The sequence below is a fragment of the Flavobacterium potami genome (assembly GCF_020026915.1).
GTDB classification, from domain to species: domain Bacteria; phylum Bacteroidota; class Bacteroidia; order Flavobacteriales; family Flavobacteriaceae; genus Flavobacterium; species Flavobacterium potami.
This window is the reverse complement of the sequence record NZ_JAINUY010000006.1, coordinates 171423-187963: the sequence shown is the minus strand read 5'-3', so window position 1 is coordinate 187963 and position 16541 is coordinate 171423. Positions and strand designations below refer to the sequence as shown.

Below are 16541 nucleotides of genomic sequence, written 5' to 3'. Positions count from 1 at the left end.
TAAATTATCTCATTTTCAAATTATCTAATTATCTAATTAAAAAAATGAAGCTAAGAGCCGATAATTTAATCAAAACCTATAAGGGACGTAGTGTTGTAAAAGGAATTTCTGTTGAAGTAAATCAAGGAGAAATCGTGGGCCTTTTGGGACCAAATGGAGCAGGAAAAACAACGTCTTTTTATATGATCGTGGGATTGGTAAAACCAAATCAGGGTAATATTTATCTAGATGATTTGAATATTACTGATTATCCGATGTACAAACGTGCACAACAAGGAATTGGTTATTTGGCACAGGAAGCTTCTGTTTTTAGAAAATTAAGCATTGAAGATAATATTCTGAGTGTTTTACAATTAACCAAACTTTCTAAAGAAGCTCAGATCGCAAAAATGGAAAGTTTAATTGAAGAATTCAGCTTAGAACATATTCGTACCAACCGAGGTGACTTACTTTCTGGGGGTGAGCGTCGACGTACGGAGATTGCACGTGCATTGGCAACTGATCCTAAATTCATTTTATTGGATGAGCCTTTCGCGGGAGTTGACCCTGTTGCGGTTGAAGATATTCAGCGAATTGTAGCACAATTAAAAAATAAAAACATCGGAATCCTAATTACCGATCACAACGTTCAGGAAACATTAGCGATTACTGACAAAACATACTTAATGTTCGAAGGAGGAATCCTAAAAGCAGGAGTTCCAGAAGAATTGGTAGAAGATGAAATGGTTCGTCGTGTTTATCTTGGACAAAACTTCGAGCTTCGTAAAAAGAAACTAGAGTTTTAAGTATTCAGTCGCAGTTTTCAGTCACAGTGAATGCTGAAAACTGCGACTGCGACTGAAAACTACTCAACAGTAATAAACTGCAACTGTTCAATATCTCCGTTGTAAATATTAACATCAACTCGATGTTTAATTCCTGGTAAAGATGCCTTTTCTGTAAACTGCCAGAACAACCAATCATCTTCAATTTTTTCTCTGTAGAAATTATAATTGGCAATCCAGAAAAGATATTCGCTGAATTCTTCCTTCAAGAAATCTGAATAATATCTTTCTCCAGAATAAATTATAGGGCGAACTTGATAATGCTTTTCAACTTTATTCAACCAACGTTTCAATCCTTTTTTCAAACTGTCTAAAGGCTGGTTTTTGGGTAATTTTTCGATATCCAAAACCGGCGGAAGATCTCCTTTCCTCAATTTTACTGTTTTGATAAAAAGATCGGCTTGTTCTATCGAATTTTCATTTGGACGATAATAATGATAAGCGCCACGCATGATTTTATTCTCTTTGGCACCTTCCCAGTTTCTTTTAAATTGCCTGTCTACACGATCATTTCCTGCGGTCGCACGAATAAAAACAAACTGAACTGGATATTTTTCATCCAGAATTTCTACTTCTTCCCAATCTACTTTTCCTTGAAATTCAGAAACGTCAATTCCGATTACTTTTCCTTTATGGTTTTCAAGAACACGAATATTCCGAACATCCGAAAGGTGTTTATCTACCTCATCTTCATCTAGAACTTTTTCAGATTTAAATCCTAAATAATAAGCTAAACCTTTTCTGTAATGATAAATTATTCCAATGAAAAGAAGTGCAAAAAAAATCAAAATAAAAGCACGAAAAAGCTTGCCGAGAAAAGATCTCCCAGCTGGTTTTCTTGCATATGTTTTGCGGTACGTTGTTTTTTTTGCCATTAAACAGGACTACTTTTTTTTCAAAAACAGATTATTCACAATTGACAATAAGACATAAAAAGCAATAATTAGAGGAATCGCAATGTAATGAAGCAATAAAACCATTACTACTGAAATGGTTAAAAACACAATTTGAAGTGCATTTTCTTTCAAGTTGAATTTTTTAACTTTTAAAGAAAACAACGGAATTTCAGCATTCAAAATATAAGCACTGCATAATGTTATTACCAATAAAACCCACTGATTGGTCAAAATTTCCAAAATCATTAAAGAATCTGAAAATGAAATAACCAAGGGAAGACTCAAAATAAACAATGCATTTGCCGGAGTTGGCAATCCAATGAAATAATCTGTCTGACGTGTATCAATATTAAAATTAGCCAAACGATAGCATGATCCCAAAGTAATAATAAAACCTAAGAAAGGAATTGCTGGATGTGTTCCGAATTCGTGTGCACTGTTGTTAAACATACTGTACATTACGTAACCTGGTGTTACGCCACTTGTTACCATATCTGCCAAAGAATCCAACTGTAAACCTAAAGGACTTGAAACTTTGAATAGTCTTGCAAAAAAACCATCGAAGAAATCAAAGAAGATTCCTAAGCAAACCATGTAAAACGCCATTAAATAGTTATTCTGAGAAACATAAACAATTGCGACACAACCACAAAAAAGATTGATTAATGTGATTAGATTTGGAATGTGCTTTTTGATATTCATAGTTTGAAATTTTGATAATGGCAGAGAACAAATTTAGCATAATAACTCGATGCAAAACGAGTTTTTTCAAGAGTTTTTTATTTCTAGGCTTTACTTTTAGAATATTTAAAGAAAGGAACTTATAAGATGACTAAAATATTATATTTTTGATAAAAATTAAAACAGGTCTTGATCTGCTAAAACATATACGTTGAAGAAATTTTTAGTGTTTATATTATTCTGGAATTGTACACTTCAGTATGCACAAAGCGTTCGAAAATATTCGAATGAATTTATGAATATTGGAGTTGACGCCGCAGCACTTGGAATGTCCAGCGCTGTTACGGCTTCTACCAGTGATGTGAATGCTGGTTACTGGAATCCGGCAGGTTTAACGCATCTTGAAGACCACCAAATTTCGTTGATGCATGCCAGTTATTTTGCGAATATTGCACAATATGATTATATCGGTTATGCTAGTCCGATTGATGACAGAAGTGCTTGGGGAATCTCAATGATTCGTTTTGGTGTGGATGATATCATGGATACGACACAGTTAATCGACAGCCAAGGAAATATCGACTATAACAGAATTCGATTATTCTCTACAGCCGATTATGGTTTTACATTTTCTTATGCGAGAAAACTTCCTGTTGACGGATTTCAATATGGTGTAAACGCCAAAGTGATCCGAAGAGTAATTGGAAAATTTGCTAACTCCTGGGGATTTGGATTTGATGTCGGACTTCAGTTTGAAAGAAACGGCTGGAAGTTCGGATTAATGCTTAGAGACATTACGACAACTTATAATGTCTGGAATATTGATGAGGAGGAATATGCAAAAATTGCAAACGCCATTCCAGGAGAGAACAATGAATTACCAGAAAGTACCGAAATTACTTTACCTAAAGCACAATTAGGAGTTTCAAAAAGATTTGATTTTCACAACGAATGTAGTCTTGTAACTTCTGCAAATTTAAACATGCGATTCGAGCAAACAAACGATATTATTTCATCAAAAGTAGTAAGTATAGACCCAGCTCTAGGGTTTGAGTTTGGTTATACCGATTTGGTTTTCGTACGAGCTGGAGCAGGAAACTTTCAAAATGTAATGCAATTAGATAATACCGAAAAAGTAAATTTTCAACCTAACATTGGTTTGGGTTTTAAATACAAAGGAATTCAGATTGATTATGCCTTGACCGATTTAGGAAATCAAAGTACAGCATTGTATTCTAATATTTTCTCATTAAAAGTCGATTTAGGAATCTTTAGGTAAATTATAAAACCATAAAATCTTTAAAAAAATTAAATCATGAAAACTGTCATGTTCAAAAAAGCACTTTTTACTGTATTCTTCTTATTTAGTTTTATTGGTTTTAGCCAAAGTTTACCTTTATCAAAAGATGCTAAAATAAGTGTTCTTACTTGCGGACTTGGCAATGAAACCTATTCTTACTTTGGTCATACCGGAATTAGAGTTTCTGATCCGGGAAACAATTTTGACGTTGTTTACAATTACGGAACTTTTGATTTTAGAACGCCTAATTTCGTAATGAAATTTGCTAAGGGAGATTTACAATATTTTGCTACTGTACATTCTTACTCCGATTTTTATAATGAATACACGTATGAGAAAAGAAGTATTTTCGAACAAGAATTACTGATTCCTCTAGATTTGAAACAGAAACTTTTTGACGAACTAAATGCAGTTCTAGCATCTGAAGATCGCTATTATACTTATAAATTTATTGATAAAAACTGTACTTCGATGGTTGTAGATGTGATCAATAAATCGTTAGGTCAAAATGTTATCACAAAAAAAGAAGATACAGATAAGACGTATCGATCTATTTTGTTTCCTTATTTTGATGGTCATTTTTATGATCAATTGGGAACCAGCATTATCTTTGGAACTAAAGTCGATCAAATGGGAACAAGGATTTTCCTTCCTTTTGAATTAAAAAACAGTTTAGAAAAAACTACATTTAAAAACCAGCCTTTAGCGGGTAAAAGCAAAACTCTGTTAGAATTCACCAAAGAAACTCCAAAATCGTGGTGGAATAATATTTATACTTATTTGTTCATTTTGCTTTTTGTGATATTTGCAAGAGACAAAAAGGTTGATAAAATCTACTTTTTAATTCTATCCTTAATTGGAATATTTTTCGTGATCATGGGATTCTATTCTTTTCACCATGAATTGGCGATGAATTATAATGTATTACTTTTCAATCCGCTTTTATTGGTTTTAGTCCTATTCTCGATTTTCAAAAACAAATTATGGACGTACAGATTATCACTAATCAATTTTGTTCTTTTAGTGATTTACTTTTTGTTTTTGATTAACAAAGCACATTTCTTTATTACGCTTCCATTAATTGTTACCACTGGTGTACTTTTAGTAAGAACCGGAATCCGTAATAAAAGACCAATTCCAATAATCTAAAAATTATTGTCCACGATAAAATAAAACCGTCGTAATGGTTTTAAAAGTAATGCTTAAATCCAGAAATACGCTTCTGTGTTTAATGTAATAAAGATCGTATTGTAGTTTGATCAAACTTTCTTCTATCGATTCTCCATAAGAATAATTTACCTGTGCCCAGCCTGTTAGTCCGGGCTTAATAACGTGACGAGTTTCATAAAAAGGCATAACACTAGCGATTTCTTCAACAAAAAAAGGACGCTCAGGTCTTGGGCCAATAACAGCCATATCACCTTTTAAAACATTGATAAATTGAGGAAGCTCATCAATTCTTGATTTTCGCATAAATTTACCAAACGGAGTAACTCTTTTATCATCGTGCTTTGCAAAAACAGCACCATCTGTTTCTGAATTCGCCGTCATGGTTCTAAACTTATAAATTTTAAATACCACTCCGTTTTTACCTACTCTTTCCTGCGTATAAAAAAGACTTCCTTTATTAGCAAATGTATTTGCGATTGAAATTATCGGAATAAAAATGAAGCAAATGATTAGTCCGAATAACGAAAACAGAAGCTCCATTATACGGATTAACAACAAATACAACCTATTATTATTACTTCGGCTAAACGGGAAAAATCTATAAAAATCTCTTCCAATATACTGTACTGGAATTCGTTGTGTTTTACTTTCGTATACTTGTGTATACTCCCGAATTATATTTCCGTTTTCTAATAAATGAAGCAGTTGCTGATACAGATCAGCTGTAATTCCGTCTGTTTTTTGCGATGCAATAACAATTTCAGAGATATTGTGTGTTATTACAAAATGCTCTAAATCTTCTTTTTTTATTTCTTTCACATAATGAAAATCCAAATTTTCATCGGTTACAGAATCGGAGTTTACAAAACCAACAATTTTATAATGCGGATCTACATTTTCAAGTCCTAAAACCAATTCTTCTACTTGATTCTGATCGCAAATTAAAACTACATTTTGCACAAATCGATAAGAAGCCAAAAAATAAACATAGAAAAAACGCCATAATAACAGCGAACTTAAAATTGAAAAGTAGAAAATGATGATAATTAATCGCTGCTTAGGAAGTTCGGGCGATAAAATTGGCGTCAGTAAATATACTGTAATAGCGGTTATCGATGTTAAAACAACCCCACGTAGAATCTGGAACTGACTGCTTGCCGTCTGTAGATTGTATATTTCGAAGATGTTTCCAAAAATATACACGTAAGCAATCAATAAAAAAGATTTTAAATATTTTCCATCATCTAAAACATAATAATGATAGTCAAATATAAGGCTTAGAGAAAGCAAGGCTGCAAAAACAAATAATGCATCAAAAAGGTAAAGAAGAACTTTCCTCTCTGAAATCTCAAAATGCATTTTTCTCTTTGTAGGCATCTACTCTATTTTTAAAATTGATTTGTTGGGGCTAAATCATATTCTGGACAAATGTATTGTAAAAAAAATAAAATAGGCTATTAAACTTCCGTTTCATCCGGAATTTTAATCTGCACATAAAGCAAAGATAATGCGTAGACAAATGCCGGCGCAGCGGTTCGCATGGCCGCATGATTAATTGTCAAGAGCCAAAATACCAAGAAAGAAAGTCCCAATATATTTTGACGATTATTTAAAAATAAAAACATTGGTGTAAAAAAAAGAATTAGCAAACCAATAGCTCCTAAAGAACCGTGTTCTGCCAACATTCGAGTTATTTCGTTATGCGTAGGCAAATCAATTCCGGTTTCATGTCTTCGCAACTCTTTATTTTTACCAACTCCAATTCCAAAAACTGGATTATCTACAAACATCATTAATTCTGTTTCTATCAGTATTTCCCTTCCACTCAACTGACTTTTTTTCTTTCGCCCCAAAGCATCTTCATTTGCATAACGTTTATTGATAAGACCACGGGTCTGTAGAGAACTATAACCCCAAACTCCCAGACCAGACAATAGAGACAACAATATAATTAATCCAATTTTCGGTCTAAGTCTTGAATTAGCTTGAAAAAACATTACCGCCAAGAGGACAATTACCATTACTACGGCCGTAATAACTCCCCCTCTCGAAAAAGTTACGATTCCTCTAAAAGCAAAGGTTAAAACAAAACCGAAATTTATTAATTGCATGATTCTGCTTTTAGAATCAAAAAGCAGTTTTACAAAGAAAACAAAGATTCCAAGGCCTAATAAAGTTGAAACCTGATTGGGTCCAAAACCTCCAGAAGTTTCGAAACTGGATTGCGTTCCTGTAATAACATCTTTTACACTTGGCGTATACAAGAAAAGATAAATAACCATTGTAACCAGAGGCAAAGAAAATGCAGTAATAATATCTTTCATCCTGTCAAATGATATTTTTCTCTGGTAACAATAAACTGCTGAAATTCCCAAACATACAGGTCCAGAGATATTGAAAGCAATTGCTTTTCTGATATTTGTATCAAAATCTAAAGAAAAAGTAGACAGCACTATACTGGGAACAAGCAAAAGTAAAAAGATCCAGTATAAAAATGCCTTTTTTGAAAACCCAGTATATATCATTCCTATGAACAAATAGATCAAAACCGAATATTTACCAATTTCATTGATAATCATTCCGTTGGTCATTCTCACCAAAACTTCCATACTGACAACATATGCCGACATAATCAGCACCTCATTGTTTTTATTTTTGGTTTTAATTATATAATAAAGACCAAAAATAAATGTACCCAAAGTATATAGCTTTGCAGTAAATGGCAACGCATACATCAGTAATGCAAAAAAAGCATGAATGAGGATTAGATAAATATAGGATACTTCTTCTTTTTTCATTTTAATTTGTTTGCAGCCAATTTAGATATTTTTTAATAACTGCTTTTTCAGACAATTTTGCTGTAACGGTCTGAAACAGATTATTTCCCAAGGTTATTCGAAGTTCTGCGTTTTCAATAAATGTTACAACAGCATGATAAAACGCTTCTACATTTGAACTTTCTACAATAAAGCCATTAATTCCATTTTGAATAATAAACGGCACTTCTCCAACATTTGTAACAATTACTGCTTTTTTATTTTGTCCATATTCTAAAAGAGCAACTGGCAATCCTTCTGATTTAGATGTTAAAATCGCAATTTCTGCCTGATGTAATATATTAGATACGTCTTTCTTAGAACCATAAAGAAACACTTGTTTTTCTAATTCGTATTTTTTTATATTCGCTTGAATCTCTTTGGAATAATCGTCGTCAAAATCTTTTCCTACCAGATGAAAACTCCATTCTCTGTGAGATTGCTTTAATTTCCTGGCCACTTCCAACAATAAAAAATGATCTTTTTGAGGTCTTAAATTAGCTAATAAAACAATTCTTCTTTCCTGAGAACCTTTTAAAATTGTATTTTCTTGTACGTCTAAGTCCAAAGCTGCAAAGTTCGGGAAATAAACTACGTTTTTTGATTTCAATACTTTTTCAGACCAGTTTTTTAGCTTCTGATTTACGGTGATAACGCCATCAAAGAAAAATGCTGTAAACCTTAAAACAGTATGTGGTCTGTTTTCTAAAAATTCATTATTTCCATAATGGTCATGTCTTATGATTTTTAACGAAGGCAAGGTTAATTTCAATAGAAATGCCAGAAAAAATGATGTACTATGCGAATGGATATGGGTTACTTTATTTTTCAGAACATATGTTCTTAATCTTAAAATGGCATTAATATCTATTCTTTTTTTCTTTTTTAAAAACAAATATGATACCGATGGATGAATCTGATCCAACAAAAGGCCTTCTTTACGTGTAGCAACCAATCCTGAAAAATCAATTTCGCCTACCAAGGCGTTGGCATAATTTACAGCCATTCGTTCTGCACCGCCGGCATCTAAAGAATCTATAATCTGAATAATTCTCATTGGTTTAGTATCCAATTTTTTAAATCAAGAAAAGTCCATTTTAAAGGTCCAAAGATATTTACTTTTTTCGCATCGCTATTTAATCTATTACCATCATAAACATAATAATAGCGATTGTCATCTATTTTCTGAATATCGAATTGATGCATTCCAGCGTTAAATTCTTTAATTCCTGTTTCTGCTTTTAAGAAAAAAGGCGCTATCCTTTCGGTAGTATACGATCCAGCCTTAAAACGAAAACGATACAAAGACAAGCCATAACCATATCCGTGAGAACAGTTTTGTACAGGCAGTATCAAACCCTTTTTGTCTGCAAAAAAACGTCCACCTGCTCTTGCCTCGGTTCCTAATAAGGCAATTGGTTTTTTATGCAATTTCCATTTACCAAAAAGAGAATCTGCCTGATAGACATACATATTCAATTTATCATCTGATGCCACCATCACATTTAAGGAATCTGACAAATAAATCGACGGATCTTTAAGTCTTACATTTTTTATTAAAGTATCGCAGATTTTCCAGTCAAAAGGAAAATGATTCGCTTTGTACAGCAAAACAGCATTGGCCTGTTTTGATTCTGGAATCATATAAAAGTCATTTTTATATTTGAAAACCTGTGGATAAGACAAATGGAATTTCTGAGTTAATACTGTACCTCTATATTGATAATTTTTTCCGTCTACAGAAGTCAACAAGCCCACATCGGCATTTGGTTTTGCTTTTTGCTGCTCAAAAAATAAGTAAAATGTGTCTTTCTCTTTTACAAAAAAAGGATCCGCGAGAAAACCTGTACTATCATTCTGAGTTTTTAATTTCTCAAGAGAATAAATTTGATTTTCTTTTACATTAATATTTTCAGGATATGCATTCGATTCACCGTAACCTACTGACCAACCACCTGCATCTCTATCAAAAAAAGGTGTTCTGTAATTTATTATAATCAAGGTTAAAATTCCTAGAAATAAAGCTCCAATTATATATTTCTTCATACCAATACTATTCTTTTATCATCTTTTTTATTTCTGTTTCAAAAGTATCTAAAGTATATTTTCTTGACCACTCTGATGCTTTTTCTCTTTTGAGATTAAAATGTTCTGTGCTATTTAAAATATCTTTCAGCTGTTGGCTATCAGATTTTAATTCTTTATTCAATAAAAGGCCTCTTTCTCCATAATCCAACATAAAAGGCACGCAGGAAATAGCCGTTGCAATTGGAATACATCCCCAAAACATTCCTTCTGCCAATGCCTTTGGCCAGCCTTCACTCTTTGATGGCAGAATTACAAAATGACTATTTTGATAGGCTTGAGTAACTTTTTGCTGATTTTGATTTCCCATTAGCGAAATGTATTTTTCAAGTTGATTTGCAATGATGTAATCCTCTAAAGTTTTACGTTCCGGTCCTTCTCCGTATAATTCCAAAAAACTGTCATATCCTTGCTTTCGAATATCTTCAACTAATTGAATGGCATACAACGAATTTTTTCCAGGCGATAAAGTTCCGACAAAAACAAAATTGATTTTCTCTCTTATGTCTAATTTTTGGATAGGCAATTTATCCTTTTCCGCATAAGAAGCAGTAAAAAATGGTTTAATATTTTTCGTTGTATTTTCCCATTCTCCGTAGACCAAAACCTGCATATTTCGTGTTAAAAATGTATTGTTCAGAATCCATTTTTGAAGACGATAAGTAAATGGCTGTTTACTTTTAGGATCCCAATTTCCTGCATATTTTGCTATTTTTATTTTTTTTGGAAAAAACATCTGAACTAAACACCCAATTAACCCCACATTTCCAGGGCAACGCAAATGAACATGATCCGCTGCTTTGATAGTCCAAAATATTTTCCAGAAAATTAAAGGCAACTTGAATATCGAACTTAAAACATTCGCTAAACTGGTTAAATTAAAATTCGGAATTGCTCTAAAATCAATACCTTTAAAATCGTAGCAACTATCAATTTCAGATACCTTTTCTTTGAAAGACAAAGGAGCGACAATAATCACCTCATCGACATATTTCAGCCAAATATTCATTTCACGAACGTAAGGAGAATATCCAAAATACTGGTTATCTTTTTGTATGTGAACAACATGGGTTATAATCGCGAACTTCATTAATTGCGTATTAAATCTTTACTTAAGAAGATTTTCCTTTATTTTTTCAAATGGTAAAACTCTTTTAGTAAATCTTTTGAGCTTCTTTTGATGTTGTCTTTTTTAAATGTAAAAGCATATCCTTTTGGCATCGAAACATTCCTTTTATTTGGCACTCCATTTCTGGAATCTAAATATTTGATCCAGCCAAAAAGTATCCTTGTTACAAATAACCAAGCGCTTCTAATTATTTTTTGTGAACTAAGATTTACAAAATAATTGGATAAAGTAACAGCAACATTTGAAGCATTCCCTTCTGTTAATTCTGCTTTTACAACTTCACATTCCGGAAACAAACTTCTCATTCCGGTGAAAGTAAATCTGAAAAAATCGTATGGTTGCGCATGATATGGAAAACTTTGAGGAGCCTCAATTTGAAGAAATCCACCCACTTTTACAACCCTTTGTAATTCTGTACAAAATTTCCAAGGATTTATGGTATGCTCAATAACTTGCGCCGCTAAAACTCCATCAAAAGTTTCATCCGCAAAAGGTATAAAATGGCCATCGAAAATAAAATCAGGACTAAATTGATTGTGTACATCAGAAGTAATCACTTCACAACCAGAAAAGATATTTTTATAATAATCGATTTTTTCTCCAGCCCCTAATATTAAAATTTTACCACCTCTAGAAATTAATTTGTTGAACGTTTCGTATCTTTTATCTAAATTAAAATCTGTACAAAGTGAAGGAAGTAATTTTCTTCTAATATAATTCTTAACATTCGAAGTGTCTAAATGAGAACGATCTTGTGTTGTTGTTTTGGAATTAATAATATCGTTTTGATTAAAAATAGATTGTGAACCTAATAATATCGGAATTCCATTGTGAATTGGGAGTTCCGAATTATCTTCAAAAACATAAAAGTCCTTAGAAATCTCTTTTAATTTTGCGTGAGAATCAGGATGTATTATATTTTGCAACATTACTTAATTTATTATTTTCTTATTAAAACCTGTAACCATCCGATTATTCTTCCAACTGATTCGCTAAAAGCTTCCTTTCGTTTTCTAGTTGTAAAGATATTGCTAAATCTAAGGATAATCAAAAGCAAAGTTATGCAGTGCCACTTTAGTGAGTCTTTTATTATTGGCTTCGGATTTTTTACACGCCAAACATACCAGCCATTTACTACTACCATCTTACCATATTTATATAGATTGGGTCTTCCTGAAGCGACATGAAAATGATTTAATCTTGCTGATGTATTTATATATAATGGACCTTTTTTAGCCAACCTTAATGAAAAATCTGCATCTTCATAAAGTCCATATCCTTCAAAATAATCTGAAAAGGTAAAGTCATTAAAAACTGATTTTCTGAATGATGAAACACCTCCCATTAATAGTTCAACCTCATAAATTTTATTACTAGGTGGCAAAAATGCAGCGCTTCTAGCATGAGAAAATAAAGGTGAAAAAGCTGGTGCACAGTCACTATCTAAATTCAACTTTTTTCTTAAAACAAAACGGCTTCCATCCTTACGTTTCCAACCGTCAAAATAAAACTCATTAATTTTTGGGGTATAATTTTCCGACGTCTTTTCCCATTTAATTTCATTGTCAATATAACCTCCTACACCTAAAGCTTCGGGAAATAAATGGTATGTATGTAATAGATTTTCAAAATAGGAAGGCTCCAAAACAATATCATCATCCAGAAAACAAACAAAATCATTAGTAGGATTGACCTTAGAAATTCCAACATTTCGTTGTTTTGTTAATCCTCTGTCTTGTTCTGAAACCATGAAGTATTTCAGATTTTCGAAATTATTCTCTTTTAAAACCTTTTTCGTTCTTTCATCCAAAGATCCATCAATGATCAAAATTTCATTTGGATATAAAATTTGATCCTGAACAGAAATCAGCAATTTCAGCAATGCATCCGGGCGCATGTAAGTGCAAATAATTAAAGAGAATTTCATTTCTTTTTTAAATGAATATTAGCCATTTGAATGAAATAATCAATTCTATTTAATTTTTCGAATACTAAATTTCGATTATTTTCCTGCATTTCTTTTAGTTCTGCTTCGGTTTTGGAAGAATGAAATCGCAACAAATCTTCAATTATAGAATTTTCAGAAACGATTAAACAGTGTTTTTTCCAATCAATCAAATCTTCTAGCGGAAGTCTCGCATTGGTATCAATCAAAACTGGAATTCTTCCCATTATTAAAGCTTCATAAAATCGAACAGAAAAATTACCATTTCCTCGCAGGCAGAAAACATATAGACTTTCCTGAATATTTTTAAAAAACTCCATTGTTGTTTTTTCAATATTCAAATCTCTTGCTCTGTACTTATTTCTAAAAATGAAATTATCTTGAATTTTTTCGTCTTTTTGAATTTTTCTAAGCAAGCTGAATCTCTTTTTACTTGCAGGATAAAAAGGATGATAATCTTCCGGATTTTTTATATCAATTATGTTCCTTTTAAAATATAAAAGAAACTCTTTTACCCATTTAGTAAAAGTTCCGTTTGCATTGCCTACAAAACCAATATGCGGTTTCGTTTCTTTTGAAATAGTAAAAAAATCACTTTTTAAAACCTCCTTATAGGGATCACTCACAAAAGAAGGCATTATCTCGGACCTTACACTCAATTTTGAATCAAAACCTCCTAATCTAAAAGTGGTCACCTTTGTATGTTCAAAAGTAAATCCAAAATCGCCACCAGCATACACCCAGATCGGAATATCAAATTTTGAAACTTTTTCTATCCATTTATTTAAAAAATCAGTTTTGTCTTTTTTTAAAAATGAAATAATATCTACGGGAAAAATAGCAACATCAGCTTCTAAAAGCGAATTGGTTAAGTCAAAATTTTGTTTCGTCTTGTCATTTGGAAGATAGACAATATCAAACAATAAAGGAAAAATTTCCCTTCTATTGTCTTTATTTAAAAAATTATGATCCGTGTAAACTTTCAACATTAAACTTTATGTTTTAAGAATTTATAAGTTCTTACTCCATTTTAAACTCGCATTCCATTTTTCTTCAAGAGATTTGTATGCCGTAAACAATTTAAAAGGCGATTCTTTTTTTAATATTTTGAAAAACAAGACCAATTTATAACCTAAAATCTGCTTTTCATTCAAATATTTCTGTTTAATATACATTATTGTAGGCGATGGCTTGGGCTGTATTTTCTCCTTTTCCCATTCAAATTGATGTTTTATTCTGAAACCTCCAGATGGTGCTTTTAGATGCAAAATAGACGGATTGGCCACATAAATTACGTCAAAACCTTTATTTCTTAATTGCATACCAAAATCGAAATCTTCTCCGTAACCAAATTCTAAAGCTTTAGAAAAAGTAATCTCGTCTAAGCAACCTTTTTTAACAAAACTATTTCCAGAACCAAAAATATCGGTTTGATGTGTTGTTTTGAAAACCAACTTTTCATTTTTTTGTAAATAAGATGTCGTTATAACCGGATTACCTAACTGTTCAATTTTATTAAAAACATCATTAATCAAATTTTGATCAAATCTATTATCGTCATCGTTTAAAAAAACCCACTCTCTCGTAACTTGTTGTAAGGCTAGATTTCTAGCATTGCAGGCACCCGACTGATGGGTAAAAATATGTTTAATCTGAAAAGGCCATTTTTCTGTGGTTAGGTAATCTAATTCGCTTTTACTATCCAGCAGCGGATTTTGCTCAATAATTATTACATTCTCTGGTAAATGGGTTTGCTGCGCTAAATCTTTTAAAACATCGTATAAATATGTTTTTCTTCCTATGGTCGGAATAATAACATCGATAGTCTTCTCTCCTATAATTTTCAAATTTGACTGAATCGGCATATCAGTGAAGTCGAAATCAATTTTGTTTCTATTTTTAAATCGAAGAGAAAGTAAAAAAGGTATTAAAGGAAAACGCTTTTCATAAATTGCCAGATTCAGAAACAAGAGAAATACCCAACGTTTTCGGTAATGTTGTTTTGTAAACTGAAATACTTTATAAATCGTAGCTTTTTGAGTTGGAACTGATTTTGTTCTATCAACCAAAAGTTTAGGTTCAGAATAGCAAAACAAACCTTTTGAACGTCCTAATTTGGATAAACTGTGCAGGAAATAATCAAAATTCTTATCTAATTTAATTTTATTTTCAAACTGCAAAAGCACTTCAGAACTAATTCCTCCTATAGCACTACTTGCCAACCAGGTTGGGTAACTAACATTTTTATTTACGTTTATAAAAATAGAATCATCAATATAACCTATACCATCTAGAAGATAATCATCTGTTGTACAGTTAAAAGATGCCATAATTTTATTATGATGAAAAATGCTATCAAAAGCATTCCAATTTACATTCTTTTCCAGATCAGCATGGCACCAGATTATTCTCTCTAAAGGAAATTCTTTTGCAAATGCCATTAAAGTTATGGCAATGCTAAAAGAGTTTTCCAATGAAATCACCTTTTCATCGTTGCATACTTTTACAACTTTATTATTTTGATGATAAACAGTTATCATTAGCTTTTCTGATGAATTATTTTTTTATAAAATGCTATATTTTCTTTTACCAGTTTATGGATATCAAAATTAGATTCTGTTCTAATTCTGGCTTTTTTTCCTATTTCAATACAAAGTGATTGATCTTCGAACAACTCCATAATTCGATCTGCATACAAATCATGATTTGACGGATGTACCAAAAAACCACTTTCTCCGTCTATGATTAGTTCTTTAGACCATCCGATATTACTATTTACAACTGCTTTTTGCAATGCCATCGATTCAATAGTTACCATTCCTAATGTTTCTGCAAAAGTTGGAAACACACAAACATTTGCTTTTCTGATATATTCGTGAATTTGGTTGTATGGAATTTTACCCAAATAATCTACATTTTTCAAATCGTCTTTGGAAAACAGATTCTTCATTAGTTCCCAAGTTGATGTTGAATTCGTATTTACATCCAAAGAATCATTTCCTATCAAAACTAATTTTGAATTTGGAAAACGCATTCTAACCTTAGAAAAAATTTCAGGCAATTCTAAAACACCTTTTTTTCTAATTAAAGTGCCGATGTAGAGTATCACATTTTTTCCAAACTCTTCTGGTGCGTAATTTTCAAAATTTTGAAGATCCAGTCCATTATGGATTGTGGCAATCGTTTTATCTTTTATTTTAAAAAGGCTCTTAGAAAGTTCTCCTGCAAACTTCGTTGGTGCAATAAATGCGGTTGCTCTATTGATTGCGTTTTTTTCAAACCAAAAATTTTTACGATTTTGCTTTCTATTTTCTAAATGACAGAAATAAGTGTCGCTTCCATGCAATCGGATTATCAATGGGATTTTGAAATTCATAAAAGCAGTTATTCCTGTCCAATCGGGTGCTTCTATAAGGTCAATACCTTCTTTTTTTATAATCGAATTGCAATAATTATTGATGTATTTTCGATGAAAAAACCATCCCAAAAATTTATAGCTTTTCTTGTCAATTAAATGGATTCGAACATTATTTTCTTCAATGATCTTTTGCTCTTTTTGCCCATAAACCAATACGGTTACTTTGACATTCTCCCTTGTCAATGCTGAAACAAGATTTTTTATACTTGTTCCTAATCCACCTGATGGTAAAGTTTCTTGGTGTGGAAATTCGGGAGTTAAAAAAGCAATATGCATA

At 31.9% G+C, this 16541-nt stretch carries 15 protein-coding genes; 3 read left to right on the top strand and 12 right to left on the bottom strand.

Features of this window, described 5'->3' with window-relative positions:
- Window positions 1-44 precede the first annotated feature (44 nt).
- Complete coding sequence (gene lptB, locus K6T82_RS17675; protein WP_012022391.1) at window positions 45-785, top strand: LPS export ABC transporter ATP-binding protein; 741 nt, start codon at window positions 45-47, stop codon at window positions 783-785.
- A gap of 59 nt (window positions 786-844) precedes the next feature.
- Here lptB and K6T82_RS17670 read toward each other — a convergent pair whose 3' ends face one another.
- Both K6T82_RS17670 and K6T82_RS17665 read right to left on the bottom strand, forming a co-directional pair.
- Window positions 845-1699, bottom strand: coding sequence for a glycoside hydrolase family 25 protein (locus K6T82_RS17670; RefSeq protein ID WP_223708411.1), 855 nt, complete (start codon window positions 1697-1699; stop codon window positions 845-847).
- Window positions 1700-1708: 9 nt separating this feature from the next.
- Complete coding sequence (locus tag K6T82_RS17665; protein ID WP_223708409.1) at window positions 1709-2422, bottom strand: CDP-alcohol phosphatidyltransferase family protein; 714 nt, start codon at window positions 2420-2422, stop codon at window positions 1709-1711.
- Between the two features lie 190 nt (window positions 2423-2612).
- On the opposite strand from K6T82_RS17665, the gene K6T82_RS17660 reads away from it, so the two are divergent.
- The gene (locus K6T82_RS17660) at window positions 2613-3680 is read left to right on the top strand and encodes a putative type IX sorting system protein PorV2 (RefSeq protein ID WP_476702584.1); all 1068 of its coding nucleotides are present in this window, start codon (window positions 2613-2615) and stop codon (window positions 3678-3680) included.
- A 36-nt stretch (window positions 3681-3716) separates the two neighbouring features.
- Window positions 3717-4850 (top strand): lipoprotein N-acyltransferase Lnb domain-containing protein, encoded by a 1134-nt coding sequence (locus K6T82_RS17655; protein ID WP_223708407.1) that lies wholly within the window; start codon window positions 3717-3719, stop codon window positions 4848-4850.
- A gap of 3 nt (window positions 4851-4853) precedes the next feature.
- On the opposite strand, the gene K6T82_RS17650 is transcribed toward K6T82_RS17655, so the two are convergent.
- From K6T82_RS17650 to K6T82_RS17605, 10 genes are all read right to left on the bottom strand, one after another.
- Entirely contained in the window at window positions 4854-6248 is a 1395-nt protein-coding gene (locus K6T82_RS17650) for a sugar transferase (protein ID WP_223708404.1), read from the bottom strand.
- An 80-nt stretch (window positions 6249-6328) separates the two neighbouring features.
- A complete protein-coding gene (locus K6T82_RS17645) occupies window positions 6329-7669 on the bottom strand; it encodes an O-antigen ligase family protein (RefSeq protein WP_223708402.1) in 1341 nt (446 codons plus the stop codon).
- A gap of 1 nt (window position 7670) precedes the next feature.
- Window positions 7671-8744 (bottom strand): glycosyltransferase family 4 protein, encoded by a 1074-nt coding sequence (locus K6T82_RS17640; protein ID WP_223708399.1) that lies wholly within the window; start codon window positions 8742-8744, stop codon window positions 7671-7673.
- Window positions 8741-9733, bottom strand: a complete 993-nt coding sequence (locus K6T82_RS17635; protein ID WP_223708397.1) for a glucosamine inositolphosphorylceramide transferase family protein — start codon at window positions 9731-9733, stop codon at window positions 8741-8743. Before K6T82_RS17635 ends, K6T82_RS17640 begins: the two co-directional genes overlap by 4 nt.
- Window positions 9734-9740: 7 nt before the next feature.
- On the bottom strand, window positions 9741-10862 hold the full coding sequence (locus K6T82_RS17630) for a glycosyltransferase (RefSeq protein WP_223708386.1): 1122 nt from the start codon (window positions 10860-10862) through the stop codon (window positions 9741-9743).
- Between the two features lie 38 nt (window positions 10863-10900).
- A complete protein-coding gene (locus tag K6T82_RS17625) occupies window positions 10901-11830 on the bottom strand; it encodes a methyltransferase domain-containing protein (protein ID WP_223708384.1) in 930 nt (309 codons plus the stop codon).
- Between the two features lie 11 nt (window positions 11831-11841).
- Window positions 11842-12828 (bottom strand): glycosyltransferase family 2 protein, encoded by a 987-nt coding sequence (locus K6T82_RS17620; protein WP_223708381.1) that lies wholly within the window; start codon window positions 12826-12828, stop codon window positions 11842-11844.
- Complete coding sequence (locus tag K6T82_RS17615; RefSeq protein WP_223708379.1) at window positions 12825-13835, bottom strand: exostosin domain-containing protein; 1011 nt, start codon at window positions 13833-13835, stop codon at window positions 12825-12827. Before K6T82_RS17615 ends, K6T82_RS17620 begins: the two co-directional genes overlap by 4 nt.
- Window positions 13836-13856: 21 nt before the next feature.
- Entirely contained in the window at window positions 13857-15386 is a 1530-nt protein-coding gene (locus K6T82_RS17610; RefSeq protein WP_223708376.1) for a glycosyltransferase family 2 protein, read from the bottom strand.
- Window positions 15386-16540, bottom strand: a complete 1155-nt coding sequence (locus tag K6T82_RS17605; protein ID WP_223708374.1) for a glycosyltransferase family 4 protein — start codon at window positions 16538-16540, stop codon at window positions 15386-15388. The genes K6T82_RS17610 and K6T82_RS17605 overlap by 1 nt, the downstream gene beginning before the upstream one ends.
- Window position 16541: the final 1 nt, after the last annotated feature.